Raw genomic sequence first — 15,363 nt, 5'->3', positions numbered from 1 at the left:
AAATGCTCACATTGTCACCTGATCTGGTAGACGGTTCCACCCTGGTAGGCAACTGTTGAGTATCAATACGCGCTGGGATTATGGGATCTGCCACCTATGGGTGACCATGGGGATATGCGTTATGACGGCCACGAACGGGGCTGTGCGGTAGCTGGATCAGCCACCGACGAGCTTCCGGGAGCTGTCAGCGCCGATTCCGGCGATCAGAACCGCCATCCACGTCGGGTTTCCAGCTTTAGGTCGCGCGGCTCGTCGCTGACCGAAGGCCAGCAGAAGGCCTGGGACAAGTCGTGGCCCACGTACGGTCGCGTCGCCCGGGAAGCCGACGGCTCCTGCCCGCCGCTGGACCCCACCCCGTGGTTCGGGCGTACCGCCCCGCTTATTCTCGAAATTGGTTGTGGCACAGGGACATCTACCGCCGCAATGGCACTCGAAGAACCCGATTTCGACGTACTGGCGGTCGAGGTCTACCGCAAGGGCCTGGCCCAGCTGCTGTCGGCGATCGACCGCGAGGGCATCGAGAACATACGGCTGATCCGCGGCGATGCGTTGGATGTACTGGAGCACCTGCTGCCGTCGGGATCGCTGACCGCGGCCCGGGTGTTCTTCCCGGACCCGTGGCCCAAGTCCCGTCACCACAAGCGCCGGCTGCTGCAGGCGGCCACCGTCGCCCTGATTTCTGACCGGCTCCGCCCGGGCGGCACCCTGCACGTGGCCACCGATCATGCGAACTACGCCGAGCACATCGCCCAGGTCGGGGACTCGGAACCAACGTTGCGCCGCCTCGATCTTCACGATCCCCGCATTCCGGTCTCGGTGCGCCGCCCCACGACCAAATTCGAGGGGAAAGCGCACACCGTCGGCAGCGCCATCAATGACTTCGTCTGGGAGCGATTGTGAGCCTGGACGTGGAAGACACGGAAGACACCGTGCACACCTCCGCCGTCGCCGACGCGACGCGCCGCCGGGTGCTGCGGGTGCTGCTGGTGTGGGACGCCCCAAACCTCGACATGGGGCTGGGCGCCATCATCGGCGGCCGGCCCTCCGCGGAGAACCGGCCCCGGTTCGACGCGCTCGGCCGTTGGCTGCTGGAGCGCACCGCCGCCTACTCGGCAGATCATCCCGATTGCCTCGTTGAACCCGAGGCCACCGTCTTTACCAATATCGCGCCGGGGAGTGCCGAAGTGGTGCGCCCGTGGGTCGAGGCGCTGCGCAATGTTGGGTTTGCGGTATTCGCCAAACCCAAGATCGACGAAGACAGCGACGTCGACGCCGACATGCTTGCTCATATCGAGCTGCGGTCCGCCGAAGGCCTGGCTGGGGTGCTCGTGGCCTCGGCAGATGGTCAGGCTTTCCGCGAACCGCTGGAAATAATCGCCGGTGACGGGGTGCCCGTCAGTGTGCTGGGATTTCGCGAACATGCGAGTTGGGCGCTAACCTCGGATATTCTGGAGTTCGTCGATCTCGAGGACATACCCGGAGTTTTCCCCCGAGCCTTGCCGCGGGTGGGTCTAGATTCGCTCCCCGACGAAGGCGCCTGGTTGCAGCCATTCCGACCGTTGTCGGCGTTGCTTACGTCCAGGACATGAAACCTCAGCGCGTGAGAGACGCTAGTTAGGAGATTCTGTGTTCGCCTGGTGGGGCCGAATGGTGTACCGGTATCGGTTCATCGTCATTGGCGTTTTCGTGGTCCTCTGCCTGGGCTCCGGCCTCTTCGGTTTGGACCTCGGAAAGCGCGTCACGCAGGGTGGCTTCTACAACGACAACAGCGACTCGGTGCGGGCCTCTTTGATGGCCGACGACGCTCTCGGCCGTGACAGAACTTCGCACATCGTGGCGATCATCCAGGCTCCGGACGGTAAGACCGTCGACGATCCGGCGTTCCAGACGAACGTGGTCGACCACTTCAACCAGGTGGCTAAGGACAACGCCGACCAGGTGTTCGGCTGGGCTGGGTGGTTGCGCGCCCCTACTTCGACCGATCCGACCGTCAGCCGGATGGTGACACCCGACCACAAGTACACCTTTGTGTCGATCAGCCTCAAGGGTGACGACGACGACTCAATCCTCAACAACTACAAGGCGCTCGCGAACCCGGATAAGGACCAAACCCCCGAGAACAACAAGTTCCTGCTTGACGGCGTCAACATCAAGCTCGCCGGTCTAGAACCGGTCGCCGCCGAGCTGACAGGCACCGTCGGTAAGGACACACAGCACATGGAGCTAGTGTCGCTGCCGATCATGGCCGTGGTGCTGTTCTTTGTCTTCGGCGGTGTGATCGCCGCCGGTCTGCCGTTGATGATCGGCGGGCTGACGATTGCGGCTGCTACCGGCGTCATGCGGTTGCTCACATTGTTCATGCCGGTGAACTTCTTCTGCCAGCCGGTGGTCAGCCTCATCGGACTGGGCATCGCCATTGACTACTCGCTGTTTATCGTCAGCCGTTTCCGCGAGGAACTCGCCGAGGGGTACGACACCGAGACAGCCGTGCGCCGCACCGTCATCACCTCGGGGCGCACCGTGATGTTCTCTGCCACGCTCATCGTGGGCGCGCTGGTGGGCATGCTGATCGTGCCGCAACCATTCCTCAAGTCCCTCACCTACGCAGGTATCTCCACCGTGATGATCTCCGGGATTCTGGCTATCACGGTGCTACCCGCCTGCCTGGGTGTCCTAGGCCGCCACGTGGACGCGTTAAGCTGGAAGCGCTTCAGCCGCACCAGGTCGCGCGAGGAGATCGAAAACGGTTTCTGGGGCCGCATAGTCGTCTTCGTCATGAAACGACCGCTCGCCTTCGCGGCGCCGATCGTCATCATCATGCTGCTGCTGATTATTCCGCTGAAGAACCTGACCCTCGGCGGATTCAGCGAACAATACCTGCCTCCCAACAACTCCGTGCGTATGGCCCAGCAGGAATTCGACCAACTGTTCCCCGGATTCCGCACCCAGCCAGTCACTATCGTGACCAAGGATGCCACCGACGCCCAGCTAGCCCAGATCCGCGTAGACGCCATGAAGATCCCCGGGTTTATCAACCCCAATGGCGATCCGACCCAGATGTGGCAGCAGCGCCAACCCATTGGCACTTCCGGAGACAAGAGTGTCAAGGTCATCCAAAACGCTCTCATCAACCCCGATACGGCTCCTGAAAAGATCAAGGCGCTCAGGGAGATTCCCGCACCCAAGGGCACCACGGTCTTGATCGGTGGCGTCGATGCGTTGACGCAGGATTCCGTTGATGTGGTATTCGAGAAGCTGCCCTTTGTAGTTCTCAGTCTGGTGGCCCTGACAACAATCCTGATGTTCCTAGCCTTCGGTTCGGTGGTACTACCCATCAAGGCCGCGGTGATGAGTGCCCTGGGCCTGGGATCCACGATGGGCATCCTGACCTGGATATTCGTCGACGGACACTTCTCCACGTGGCTCAATTTCACGCCGACACCACTGACCGCTCCAGTGATCGTGCTCATTCTCGTGATCATCTATGGACTGTCTATGGACTACGAAACTTTCCTGATGTCCCGCATGATCGAGGCTCGGGCACAAGGGCTTTCGACAGCAGAGGCAGTGCGGGTGGGTACCGCGTACACCGGCCGGATCATCACCGCCGCCGCGTTGATTCTCATCGTCGTGGCCGCCGGCTTCGTTGCATCAGACCTGGTGATGATGAAATACCTTGCCTTCGGCCTAATTTCGGCGTTGGTTCTAGATGCCACGATCGTCCGCATGCTGCTCATCCCGGCGGTCATGAAGCTGCTCGGGGACGACTGCTGGTGGGCTCCGGCGTGGATGAAGCGGATCCAGGTCAAGCTCGGCCTGGGCGAGGTCACCCTGCCCGACGAGCGCAAGCGTCCGACCGGCCGCGAACAGGCCATCGCCGCGGCCTCGTCTCCGGTCGGCTCCAACGCCCGCACCACCAAGCTGCCGATCGCCTCCGAACGCACCCGGCTGCCCTCCACACCCACGCCGCGTCAGCACGATCCGTCTGCTCCGGTACGGCCCACTCCGCCCCCCGCCGCTCCCCCGACCACACCAGTCAACCTGGCGGGCACCGACAGTGGAGACGCACCCGCCACGACGCGTATGACGTTGCCCGGCAAGAACGTTGCTCCCACCGATGCGCCCACCACCGCTGTACCGGGCGGCAACCCGGCCGGCCCGGATGCACCGACCACCCGCAGCAGCGTCGCCGGCACGCACCGCCCGGACCGCCGCAACGCCGACCGCGAGATCGAATCCTGGCTCGGCGAGCTGCGCGGGCCCAAGCAGCCCGGCTCCGCCCCGTCCGTCGAGGCGGGCGACGCGACCACCGCGATCCCGGTGTCCAAGCCTGCGTCCAAGCCCCAGCCGGCGCAGCCGAACCGCGCCAACGGCACACCGGCTGAAGACGCGACGACGGCCATGCCCATCGCCACGCCGGATGCCCAGCGACAGGGCCCACCGCGGGCTCAGCGTCCCCAAACCGAACAACAGCCCGCTACGCCGTCTGCCGATGCGACAGAGGCGCTGCCGGCACCCGGGCAGACTCGCACACCGCAACAGCAGCAGGAGGCCGACGAGGCCACTCGCCGCAGCCGTGGTGGCAGCGTCAGTGCCCAGGACCTGCTACGCCGCGAGGGGCGCCGCATTTAGCGACGCCCCTGCGGGGTTCTTGCCTACTTGACGGGCACTTCGACCGACGTCGGTTCGCCCCGGGTTGCGTACTCACGCGCGTAGAGCGTGCCGCCGCCCAGCAGTAGCAGTCCGGTGACGATGAACGCGCCGATCCGGGCGATACCGTCGAGGGTCGCGAGGTCGAACAGGAAAAGCTTGGCCACCGCCATCGCGGCGAGCACGAATCCTGCTCGGGTAAACCAGCTCTGGTCCCGGTAGCGGCGCAGACCGGCGAGCAGCAGGGTCACCGAGACAACCATCCAGGACACCGTCGCCAGGCCGTGACCCAGCAGGAACCCGTCATCGTTGCCCAGTAGCGCGGTCCCCGAGAGCACGATCGCCGCCGTGCCGGAGTACAACATCGACGCTCCGGCCAGCACACCGTACGTCGGAGCAGACTGTGGGCTCACCCAGCCGACCCGGTGCATGGCCGCCAACACCAAACCAACCGTGACCGCCATGAGCACGCTGGCGACGATCAACAGCGGACCCGCCTGCCGTACCGCGGTGGACGAGTCGGTGAGCAGCGCCGGCGGTACGTACGCCAGGTAGACCGCGCCGCCCAGCGCGCTGAACACCTGTCCCAGTACCAGCGAGACACGATCCCGCACTTGGTATCCGATGGCGCAGAAGGACAGCGCAATCGCCAGCAGTACCACCGCCAGCAAGCCGCCCCGAGCTCCATCGACCGATGCCTGCAGCAGCGCCAGCCCCGCCACCGCGGCCATGATGATGCGCGCGTGCGCCGGAAGTCCACCGACCAACAGCAACACCGCACCCATCACCGCGGCGACACCAACAGGCACCAACACGCCCAGCGGCCACGCTGAAAATGACAGAGCGCCATAGAGAACCGGCGCAGAGGCGACCGCGATCATCACCGATGCGGTGAGGTCATCGTGCTCACCGGTGAGCAACCACAGCGAGCCCACCAGGGTGACCAGCAGCGCCAGTACCGCCATCACGAGCAGGGCGCGCGATGCTCCGTGGCTTCCATAAACCGCCGCCAGCAGCGTCAGCGTCACACTTACCGTCCGGAAAGCGTGCAGGACAGGCCAATTCCGCCCAATCTGGGCGGGCAGGCTCGCGATCAACAGCACCAGCGCGAAGGCCGCGAGTTCCACAGTGAATCCCTCGGTCAGGAACGGGGCCAGCATCGCGATCGCGGCGACCACGCCCGCGGCGAAGGGCTGAGAGTTCCACTGCCGGGCCAGTACCAGGCCGGCGCCCGCAATGGCCAGCCCGAGGATCAGGCCCGCTGCCACCGGAATCTTGTCGTAGATCACCGTGAGCGCCAACACGTCGAAGAACGCCGCCGCAAATCCTGTTGCCGCCGTGGCAATACCGCCCGTTCGGCCACCGGGCCGCGAGTACACCCGAATTCCCAGGCCCACGAGCACACCGGCGAGAACGGCACCGGAGGCCATGCGCGGTATCGGACCGAAATACCCGCTCTTGGCGGCCAGCACCAGCAGCATGACCACACCGGCCAGTGTCACCACCGCGCCCGCGAAGGCCATCGCCTTACTCGCGAAGCCTTCGCGCATCCACATGGGTTCCCGCGGAGACGGTATTGCCTGAGTCGGGCCCGTCGTCACCGGCACCCGTACGGGCGGCCTAGGGGCTGCCGCAGGCACGGGTACGACGGGCTGAGTGGCCCCCTGGGTGCGCCGGTAGTCATCCCAATACTGCTGTGCCTTCGCATATTCGGCTTGGGTCAATTCGACCATCCGGTCGCGCAACGCGTCGAGCTCGGTGCGCAACGCACGTTCGCGCCCGTCGAGTTCGTCCAGTGTCGCGGTCATCTGCTGCAACTGTGGATCTGTCATGCCTCTTAGCGTGCTGGCCGCACGATACGAGGTGAAGACGTAGACCTACCGCCGCGCGTAGGGGTTTCTCACGGCACTGAGTAGCTCTACTCATCACCGCTGTCCGCGCGGGGCGGGACCTCTGCCAGTGCATATCCGAGATACGCGGCGCGCAGCGTTCGGGACGCGAACACTTCTTGTTCGCCCCACGGCAGGTGCGGCCTCGTCACCAGCAGCGAGGCGACACCGTGCGTGGTAGCCCACAGCTGCAGGGCCGATCCCAGGGTATTACCCCGGGGAAATTGCTCTTCGTCTACGAGTTCCTGAACCACACCGCGCAGATGCAGAAACGCTGAGCTGCTGAGTATCTCGTCGGATTCGGCACCGAGACGCGGAGGGCTTGCGGTCGCGAACCGATACAACAGCGGATGCTCCGCGGCATACCGCACGTACGCCAGGCCCAGCGCCTGCAGCCGCTCCAATGCGGTGGAGATGTTGAGGGTCGCGCGCTGTAGTACTTCTCCAAGCTGTTCGAAGTACCGTGCGGACAAGGCATCCGCCAATTCGTCGGTGCTCGAAAAGTGCCGGTACAGCGAGGGCGCCGTGATTCCCAGGGCACGCGTCAATTCGCGCGCCGACGGGGCACGTGCCTCCCCCGACCTGAGGATGAGATCCATTGCTGTGTCGATGATCTGCTGGCGCAGCTGCCAGCCCTGCCCCCTGGGCAGGCGCTTTCGCGCTGCGGTCGCGTCGTTTTCGTCACCCATGTGTCGCTCCCACCGCGTGTCTCGATCACCGCGGGGGTTCGATGGGCAGCGTCGGGCCGCCCGGGGGAGTCGGGATGGTGAACCTGCCCTTGGGGGTGGGATCGGTGGTCTTTCCGAGGTCTGCTCCCGCGGGCGGACCAGCCGTATCGTCTCCCGCAGGCCGCGGTGCATTCTTGGCGCCGCGAATCAGGACTGCCGGATCATCGTCGGCGCAGTAGGTATGCACGGGCGGCTCGGGGAAATCGGCCGAAGACGGCGGGACCCGCGGGGTGCCGTAGTCGCACGCATACCGTGGATAGAGGTCGGCGGTAACCCAGATGCCGTTGTCGCGCATGGTGTCCGCGATCGCGCCGAACGTAGATCCGCGGTAGTTGGGGAAGAACGCATTGATGGCAGGTGTACGCACGTAGAGCATCTGTGATGTCGAGGCCAAGCTCGCGAGCAGCTGCACCATGGTGTCGGAGTTGTCATTGAAGAGGTTGTCGACGGCGCTCAGGGTTTTCGGCGTTTGATCGATCAGGGTGCGGTACCCGTTCTGCATCTTCTCCACACCGCGCAGCGTCCGTCCCAGGCTGTCCGCAGTTGCCTTGATCCCCACACTCTTGTCGGCGGCCAGGGTCAGCACCACGCGGCTGGTCTTGAGCAGGCTGGTGGTCTCCGGTAGCACCGAGTCCAGGGTGCTCAGCAGGAACGTGCCACCGTCGATGATCTCGGTGAGCTTGCGCGGCCCCTCCTTGCTCAGGCTCAGTTCCTTCTTGATGAGCTCAAGCTTCTTCGGGTCCACCTGCGCCAGCAGACCGTCCGCATCGGCCAACAGCTTGGCCAGCGTGACCGGCACCTGCACGCCCTCGGCAATCACACTGCCGTCCTGGAGATACGGGCCTTGCTGGCCCGGCTTGCCTTCGAAGTTGATGTACTGCTCGCCGGCGGCGGAAAGGCCGGTGACGCGCACCTTGGCCGCGGCGGGGATCTTGTACTTCGACAGAATCTCGGCCGTCGCCTCAACCCCCTGCGGGGTGATCTGCAGTGACCGCACGGTGCCGATCTTGACGCCACGCAGCGCGACATCCTGACGCGGCAGCAGACCACCCGATTCACTCAGTTTCACCGTGACTCGGTACGTCGACGCGAAGGGGTTGGCGCGCAACGCCCCGACGCACAGATACGTCACTGCCAGCACCAAGGTCAATACCAGGGCCACCGTCGACAGCGCCGACTTGCGGCGGTGACCGGCGCGCACCACACCGACTACAGCATTCGCGACGGCGTTGATCATCGCCCTGTTCCTGGGGTAGGCGCCGCGGGCGGGACCGTTTCGATGACTCCCGGTTCGGTGGGACTCGGGCGCACCGGAATGTCTTGGCCGAACGCGCCCTTGCCGACGACTCGTTCCTGCAGGCGCCACAACGTGTACTTGACCGAGCCTGCCAGCTGTGCCCAGTTGTAGCGCTTGGGTCCATGTGTTCCGATATCGGCGTAGGAGCCCACGTCGGGTATCGAGCCGAGTACCAGCTGGTCGATAGCCGCATTCAGTGAAAGCGAGTTTCCCGCAGTCGCTTTGATGGCCGAGGGAAAAATGCGGTTGAACGCCGCCAGGCTGGTATCGGGGTCAAGTGCCACGTCATTCCAGGCCCTGGCGACCGTGTTCGCATCGGCGATGATGCTACGGCCGCTGGTATCGGTGCCGGCGATCGACGGGAACTTCTGCAGCTGGCGCGTGGTGTCACCCATCATCAGCAGTAGTTCGGACAGTTGTGCGGTGTTGTCCGCCAGCGTCTCCGTCGCCGGCCCGGCCGCCCTCACGATGTCGGTGACCACCTGATTCTTGGCATCTAGCTGGTCTGCCAATTGCGATGTCTGCGTGAGGGCCTCGGAGATCTGCGCCGAGCGCGAGTTCAGCGTTGTCAGTAGCTGATTGGAGTCGTTGATCAGATCTCCGAAGGCTCGGCCCTGATCACCGGTGGCCTTACCGAAGCCATTGACAACGTTGGTCAGGTTCCGCACCGCACCGCCATTGGAGGCCAATGCGGCAGAGCTGAGCACCGACTCCACGGTCGCAGCGGCGGTCGTGGAGTCCAGACCGATGGTGTCCCCGTCTTTGAGCAGCGGACCGTCGGTAGATGCCCCCGCAGGGGGCCGGATCGACACAAAGACATCGCCGAGCGGTGTGGCCGAACGTAATTCAGCGCTACTTCCCTTGGGCAGTCGGACACCATCGAGAATCCGGAGCGTGGTGACGGCAGTGAAGTTGCGCACGTGCATCTCGTCGACCTGCCCCACATCGGCACCGGCCAGTTTGACCTTGGCACTGCCGGGCAGATTCAGGACATTGGAGAACAGTGCGGTGAGGCGGTAACCCCCACTGCCGATACCGGGTGCCGGCAATGGCAGGTCGCCCAGGCCATTGGTGCCACATCCGCTGAGCACGGTGGCAGTCATCAACATTGCCACTGCCATCCGTGCCGTCCGCGCCGCCATCACTTCTGCCCCATCGCCGCGAGTCCATCCAGCACATAGGTCAAACCGAAATCCGGTCCATAATCCTGCAATGTTCCTGTGCTGCAACCTAACTGGCGCAGCCCCATCATGTTGCAGATCTCCTTGTCCATCTGGCTCTCGAACAGCAGCCGGTCCGTCATGAACCGGACACGTAACCGCTTGTTGTCCTGGTCGACGGCGTTGTACATGTTGTCCCACGCCAACGGTTGGACATCGATCCACTCCGAGATCTCACGCCGGTTGTCGACCACCGCCTTGAGTGCGGTGTTCGAATTCAGGATGGTCTGTTTGAGGTGATCGCGATTTGCCTCGACGATGTCACCGGCCTGCTTGACCAGCTCGTTGAACCTGCGGCCGCTCGAGCCGGTGCCCAACGCCTCATCGTCCAGGATCTGACTCAGTTGATGCACGGAGGAGGCGAATTCACGCAGCTTGCCATCGTTGGCCGCTGCCGCGTCGAATAGTGAACTGACGTTCTTGATGATGGCCGTCAACTGCTCGCGGGTTGTCGTTCCCCCCTCTGCGCTCAGACGTAGGGCCTTGGACAGCTCACCCAGCCCGGCCTTGATCTTCTCCCCATTGCCGTCGGCCATGCGGGCGGCGGGGTCGATGATGTCGGCCACCGGTCCCTTCCCCTTGCCATCTCCCTTGAGGGACAACGAGAGCCGGTCCAGCATGCCCAACACGCGGTCGAACTCCACCGGGGTCTTGGTGTGGTCCAACCCGATGGTGTCGCCGTCCTTCAGTGTGGGACCGCCGCGGTACGGAGGTGACAGCTCCACCTGACGGTCGGTCAGGATCGACGTAGACAACGTGACGGCCTGTGCGTCGACGGGCACCTGCACGTTCTTGTCGACGGTGAACTGCACCTCCACATAGCCCGGCATGGGCGTGATCTTGGTGACCTTGCCCACCGGCATACCGAGCACGGCAACCACATTGGATTCGTAAAGACCCGAGGCGCTCTCGAACTGAGCGGTCAAGGTGATGTGATCCGTCGTCGACTTCACCCAGTACGCGCCCGCACCGACAATCGCTGCGGCCAGTACCGCCAATGTGCCGACGATCGCAATCAGCCGAGTTTTTCTGCCGTCCTTGCTCATCACTTGCAGTCCTTGAAGTACGGGATCATTCCGAATTGCTTGGCGCGCCCGCTGATCGCGCACATCCACGAATCGACCAGGAGGCCGTTCGTCAGGTTGATATCGATGGCGTTCCCGGTGCCGCTGGAATTGGCGATACCGCGTATCAAGACCGGCGCAATCGGGTACAGGCTACGCAGCAGGTCGTCGTGCTTACCCAGCATGTCGGAAAGCTCGTGCGCCGTCTTGAGCATCGCCTCGAGCTGCGGCCGGTCCTTGACGACAACCTTGCTCAGCTGTTCCACCAGATTGGTGAATGACTGCAGCATCGCATGAAAGGTGTTGCGGCGCGTCACGATCTCTTCAAGGACGTCCTGCCCTTGATTGATCAGGACTCCGATTCCGGACTGCTGCCGCCGCAGTGTGCTGGTCACCTTCTCGGTGCTCTTGAGCAATGTGCCCAGTTGGTCGCGCCGATCCGCGATCACCGAAGACAGCGATTGGATGTTCTCCATCGCACGCGGAACGACATCGGGCAATCCCTGTAGCTGTGTGCCCAGCACGCTGAGGGACTGCGCGACCTTGTCGAAGTCGACCTGATCGAAGGTGTTGGTTGCCCCTGCCAGCGCAGCCTGCAGATCGTAGGGAACATCGGTATGCGCAAGATCAATTGTTTTGTCCGGCAGCGATCCTGCCCCTCTGGGGCGTAGATCCAAGTAGCGCGATCCCAAGATGGTGGTGACCCTGATGGAGGCCTTGGTGTCCTTGCCGAGACGAATATCGTCGCGGACCTTCAGCCCGGCCTCGACATGGTCCCCCATCAGCTTCATGCTCGTGATGTTCCCGACGGGGATGCCCGCCACGGTGATCGGCTGACCCGGTCGTAGCGAGGCGGCCTGGACGAACTCGGCGGTGTAGCTCATGTAGCCCAGGCCCAGCGCCTTCACCAGCAGCATCGCGCCGATAAGACTGGCGATCACCGCGATCGCGATGAATCCGAGCCAGGTCTTGTTGTAGGTCTCCACCGGCCGGTTTTTGATCTTCTGCCACCTGGATCGCTCAGCCATTGGCCATGTTCCTGCATCGCGGGCTGTACTGGGCCACGTTCCCGGGGGTCGCCGCGTTGACGATGATCGGTATCACGTCATTGAGGCCGGGGAAGAAGCCGGTGATGTTCAGATCGCACATGTAGACGTTGATGAACGCGCCCTCGGAGTAGAAGCGGGACAGGCCCTTCAGCACGATCGGCAGGTTGTCGCCGAGAAACGCGTACTGCGGTTCAATGCCCACCACGTGATTGGTGAATCCCGGCTGCCGGGTGATCATCTCGTCCAGCGACGGAAACACGTCATTGGTGATCTTCGACAGGCGGCGCATGGTCTGGGCCAGCGAGCCCGCCGAGGACACCAGCGCAGGACGCTTGCTATCCAAATCCGACACCATCTGACGCGTCTGGGTGAGCACCTTGTCCAGGCTGTCGTTCTGCCGCGCAAGATTTCCGGTTACGGTGTTCAGGCTGGTGATCGCATTGCCCAGCGCCTCGTCGCGGCCCGCGAATGTCTTTGTCAGCATGGATGTCTGGCTGATCAAAGTGACGATGGACGCGTTGTCCCCCTGCAGCGACTGAATGACGCCCTTGGTCAAGTTGTCGGCCTGCTCGGGCGAGAGTGTGCTGAACAGCGGCTCATAGCCATTGAGCAGGGTGGTGACGTCGAAGGACGGGTCGGTGCGCTCCACCGGGATCGTCGCCCCAGCGGCCAGCACTGTGTTGCCGGCGGGGTCGCCGGACTTCCCCGGCGATAGGCCCAGATAGCGCTGGCCCACGATGTTTTGGTACGTCACCGAGGCGATCGTGTTTCCGTACAGCCTCTGATCATTCTGGACCACGAAACCGACCCGAGCCTGCTCGTTGTCGACCAGCTCGATCTTCTCGACGCGACCGACCCGCACACCGGCCATGCGCACGTCGTCGCCTTCGCGCAACCCGTACACGTCGGTGAAGAGCGCCGAATACGCTGTGGTGCTTCCTGATACTTCGCGAAGCAGTGTGGCGTAGACCAACCAGCCGAGCGTCAGGGCCACGGTCATAAAGACCGTGAGACCGATCAATGGACCACGGAATCTCATGAGGGCCCTTCCTTGACGAACGACACCGCACTCCCCCGGGCCACCGGGCCGAGTAGCAATTGAGTGGCGGAAGTCGCTGAGCCACCGGCGATCACACCGAGTTGATCCCGCTCACCGCGGCTACCGACGGGACCGACGTTTCCGCCGTACGAAGCAGGCGCCAGGGCAGGCCGAACAGCCCCGTTGACACCACCAGGAGCCACCGGCGCGGGCGGTATCGGTGGCACCGCCGGCGGCGGGGGTGGTTCCAGATCGTCGGGGTCAGTCGTACCGGGTACCCGGGGCAGCGGGACGGGCTGCCACGGCGGTAGCGGCGGGTTGGGGTCGGTCAGGTTGGGTCCGCCCGGAGGGACGACTCGTGGCGGGCCGACCGCGACCAGATTTCCGTTGGGGCCGATCGCCGTTCCGGCGGGTGGAGCCAAGTCGGCCGGCGGCTTGTAGTTCTGCGGCAACAGCGTCTCGGGGAGATCTGGGCGCACCACCTGCTCGGGGGCGGTGAAACAGCTCGGGCCCTTCACCTGTCCGTACCGGGGGCAGTCGGCGCGGGTGTAGGTGTAGCTCGGCGCCAGGGTGACGGCGATCGGCATGTGCGGGAGGTCCCGGTCTGCCATCCACATCTGCTCGAACCAGTTCCGGGACAACTTGTTGATGTTCCGGAAGATCGGGACGAACTTGTCGGCGTTCTTGGCGAAGACACCGATGGGCGGGGTGAGTCCCGTGGTGATGCCGATGAGCTGGTCCGTGTGGTTGTCAAAGGCCTGCTTGTTGGTGCCCACTGTGGTGAGCCCGGCGTGCACCAGTGTCGTCAGTTGCTCGCGCTTTTCGGCCAGGGTCTGCATCGGTTGCACGGCCTGGTGCAGCGCGTCGAGCAGATCAGGGGCGCTGCGTTTGAGGCCCTCGGTGGCATCGAGAAGTGCCGAAACCGTCGACGGCCCGGTATCGGTGGCCACGATCGCGTTGAGCTGGGAGATGAGCCTGTTGAGCTGCGCGCCGGCGGTGAGCAGCTTGACCCGGCGGCTGTCGGTGGCAGCTCCCACCGCGGCCAGGATGCCCACCGAATTGTCGTCGCGGCCGCGGCCGGTGGCGTTGAGGACGTCTCGCAACTTGCTCACTGTGGTCTGGAAGAGCACAGTGGGCAGCTCTTGATCCTCGGCGATGTGGGCACCGGCGCGGATAGGTGCGCCGGGACCGCGATCCACGAGCTGCACCGACGACACCGCGAATACGTTGCTCGGCACCACCCGGGCCGTAGCGGTCGACGGGATCGACTGGGCGTACTCGGGTTTCAGATTGATACGCACAAAATTGGGTTTGCCGCCGGTGGCCGGGGTCACGTCGTCGACCTCGCCGACCAGCACACCGTGATACTTCACATCCGACTTCTGCGGCAGTCCGTCACCGACATTCATCAGATCGGCGACCACCGGCACGTAATCATTCAGCCGCCCTGCAGATTTCAACAGCATGGTGCCCGTGAGCGCCACGATCGCCGTCAGTGTGACAACGGACAGCACCAACAGCTGGTTACCGGACGGGCCACGCCCGTCGACCTCGAAGGGGTTCGGCATCTAGCCGCCTAGCCTGGCGCCGGCGTCCACGCTCCACAGCGCCATGGTCAGCAACATGTTCACCATCACCACCACGGTGATGGCTGCGCGCATGGCGTGCCCGGCGGCGATTCCCACGCCCTCCGGCCCGCCACTGGCATAGAAGCCGTAGTAGCACTGAACCGTCGAGGCGATCCAGACGAAGACAACCGTCTTGATGATCGAGTACACGATGTCGATGCCGCTGACACCGATGCCGAAGTAGTGCAGATACGACCCCACCGAGCCGCCGCTGAGAATGCCCACCATGACCTGACAGGACACGTAGCTGATCGCGAGGCAGGCCAGATACAGCGGGATCACCGCGATGATCGCCGACATCAGCCGGGTGGTCACCAAAAATGGAATCGGCCGAATGGCAACCGAATCCATGGCGTCGATCTCCTCGGCGATCCGCATCGAGCCCAGCTGCGCGGTGAATCGGCAGCCCGCCTGCATCGCGAACGCCAGGGAGGCCATGATCGGCGCCAGCTCCCGGGTACTGGCCAGTGAGCTGATGATGCCGGTAGCGGGCCCCAGCCCGAGCAGGTCAAGGAAGTTGTACGACTCGATCGCTACCAGGGCACCCGCGGTAACACCCAGGACCAACGCGACTCCCGCGGTTCCACCACCCACCACCAAGGAACCATTTCCCCAAGCGATATCGGACAGATGGCGCAGGAACTCCTTGGGGTACTGGCGTAGCACCACCGGGATGCCGCCGAGGGCACGGAAGAAGAAGGCCACCATGTGGCCGAACCGCATCAGCGGGCGGCGAATCCTGTTGTAGACAAGGATGAATGGCCGACGTCCCGGCGCTAGATAGCTGGAGACCGTCATG

Annotated in this window: 12 protein-coding genes; 3 read left to right on the top strand and 9 right to left on the bottom strand. The window is 64.0% G+C overall.

Annotated features, from left to right (window positions below):
- Positions 1 to 114 precede the first annotated feature (114 nt).
- The 3 genes from trmB (at position 115) to BKG76_RS13010 (ending at position 4,632) form a co-directional block, all read left to right on the top strand.
- The gene (trmB, locus tag BKG76_RS24445) at positions 115 to 900 is read left to right on the top strand and encodes a tRNA (guanosine(46)-N7)-methyltransferase TrmB (protein WP_109420849.1); all 786 of its coding nucleotides are present in this window, start codon (positions 115 to 117) and stop codon (positions 898 to 900) included.
- Positions 901 to 1,010: 110 nt separating this feature from the next.
- The gene (locus BKG76_RS13015) at positions 1,011 to 1,589 is read left to right on the top strand and encodes an NYN domain-containing protein (protein ID WP_165758458.1); all 579 of its coding nucleotides are present in this window, start codon (positions 1,011 to 1,013) and stop codon (positions 1,587 to 1,589) included.
- A gap of 37 nt (positions 1,590 to 1,626) precedes the next feature.
- Positions 1,627 to 4,632 carry an MMPL family transporter gene (locus tag BKG76_RS13010; protein ID WP_070938009.1) on the top strand — a complete coding sequence of 1,002 codons (3,006 nt, stop codon included), beginning with the start codon at positions 1,627 to 1,629 and terminating at the stop codon, positions 4,630 to 4,632.
- 23 nt (positions 4,633 to 4,655) lie between these two features.
- Here BKG76_RS13010 and BKG76_RS13005 read toward each other — a convergent pair whose 3' ends face one another.
- From BKG76_RS13005 to BKG76_RS12965, 9 genes are all read right to left on the bottom strand, one after another.
- Complete coding sequence (locus tag BKG76_RS13005) at positions 4,656 to 6,482, bottom strand: DUF2339 domain-containing protein (protein ID WP_070938008.1); 1,827 nt, start codon at positions 6,480 to 6,482, stop codon at positions 4,656 to 4,658.
- 86 nt (positions 6,483 to 6,568) lie between these two features.
- Positions 6,569 to 7,228 carry a TetR/AcrR family transcriptional regulator gene (locus BKG76_RS13000; protein ID WP_070938007.1) on the bottom strand — a complete coding sequence of 220 codons (660 nt, stop codon included), beginning with the start codon at positions 7,226 to 7,228 and terminating at the stop codon, positions 6,569 to 6,571.
- Positions 7,229 to 7,253: 25 nt separating this feature from the next.
- The gene (locus BKG76_RS12995) at positions 7,254 to 8,504 is read right to left on the bottom strand and encodes an MlaD family protein (RefSeq protein WP_070938006.1); all 1,251 of its coding nucleotides are present in this window, start codon (positions 8,502 to 8,504) and stop codon (positions 7,254 to 7,256) included.
- The gene (locus BKG76_RS12990) at positions 8,501 to 9,706 is read right to left on the bottom strand and encodes an MlaD family protein (protein WP_070938005.1); all 1,206 of its coding nucleotides are present in this window, start codon (positions 9,704 to 9,706) and stop codon (positions 8,501 to 8,503) included. Before BKG76_RS12990 ends, BKG76_RS12995 begins: the two co-directional genes overlap by 4 nt.
- A complete protein-coding gene (locus BKG76_RS12985; RefSeq protein ID WP_070938004.1) occupies positions 9,706 to 10,830 on the bottom strand; it encodes an MlaD family protein in 1,125 nt (374 codons plus the stop codon). Before BKG76_RS12985 ends, BKG76_RS12990 begins: the two co-directional genes overlap by 1 nt.
- Positions 10,830 to 11,876, bottom strand: coding sequence for an MlaD family protein (locus BKG76_RS12980; protein WP_070938003.1), 1,047 nt, complete (start codon positions 11,874 to 11,876; stop codon positions 10,830 to 10,832). The genes BKG76_RS12985 and BKG76_RS12980 overlap by 1 nt, the downstream gene beginning before the upstream one ends.
- Positions 11,869 to 12,936: an MlaD family protein gene (locus BKG76_RS12975; RefSeq protein ID WP_070938002.1), complete on the bottom strand. Its 1,068-nt coding sequence runs from the start codon at positions 12,934 to 12,936 to the stop codon at positions 11,869 to 11,871. Before BKG76_RS12975 ends, BKG76_RS12980 begins: the two co-directional genes overlap by 8 nt.
- Positions 12,933 to 14,504: an MlaD family protein gene (locus tag BKG76_RS12970; protein WP_070938001.1), complete on the bottom strand. Its 1,572-nt coding sequence runs from the start codon at positions 14,502 to 14,504 to the stop codon at positions 12,933 to 12,935. Before BKG76_RS12970 ends, BKG76_RS12975 begins: the two co-directional genes overlap by 4 nt.
- Entirely contained in the window at positions 14,505 to 15,362 is an 858-nt protein-coding gene (locus tag BKG76_RS12965; protein WP_070938000.1) for an MlaE family ABC transporter permease, read from the bottom strand. It abuts the gene before it with no gap.
- Between the last annotated feature and the right edge of the window lies 1 nt (position 15,363).

The sequence above is a fragment of the Mycobacteroides franklinii genome, assembly GCF_001853795.1.
GTDB lineage: Bacteria > Actinomycetota > Actinomycetes > Mycobacteriales > Mycobacteriaceae > Mycobacterium > Mycobacterium franklinii.
This window is presented reverse-complemented; position numbering and strand designations above follow the sequence as displayed.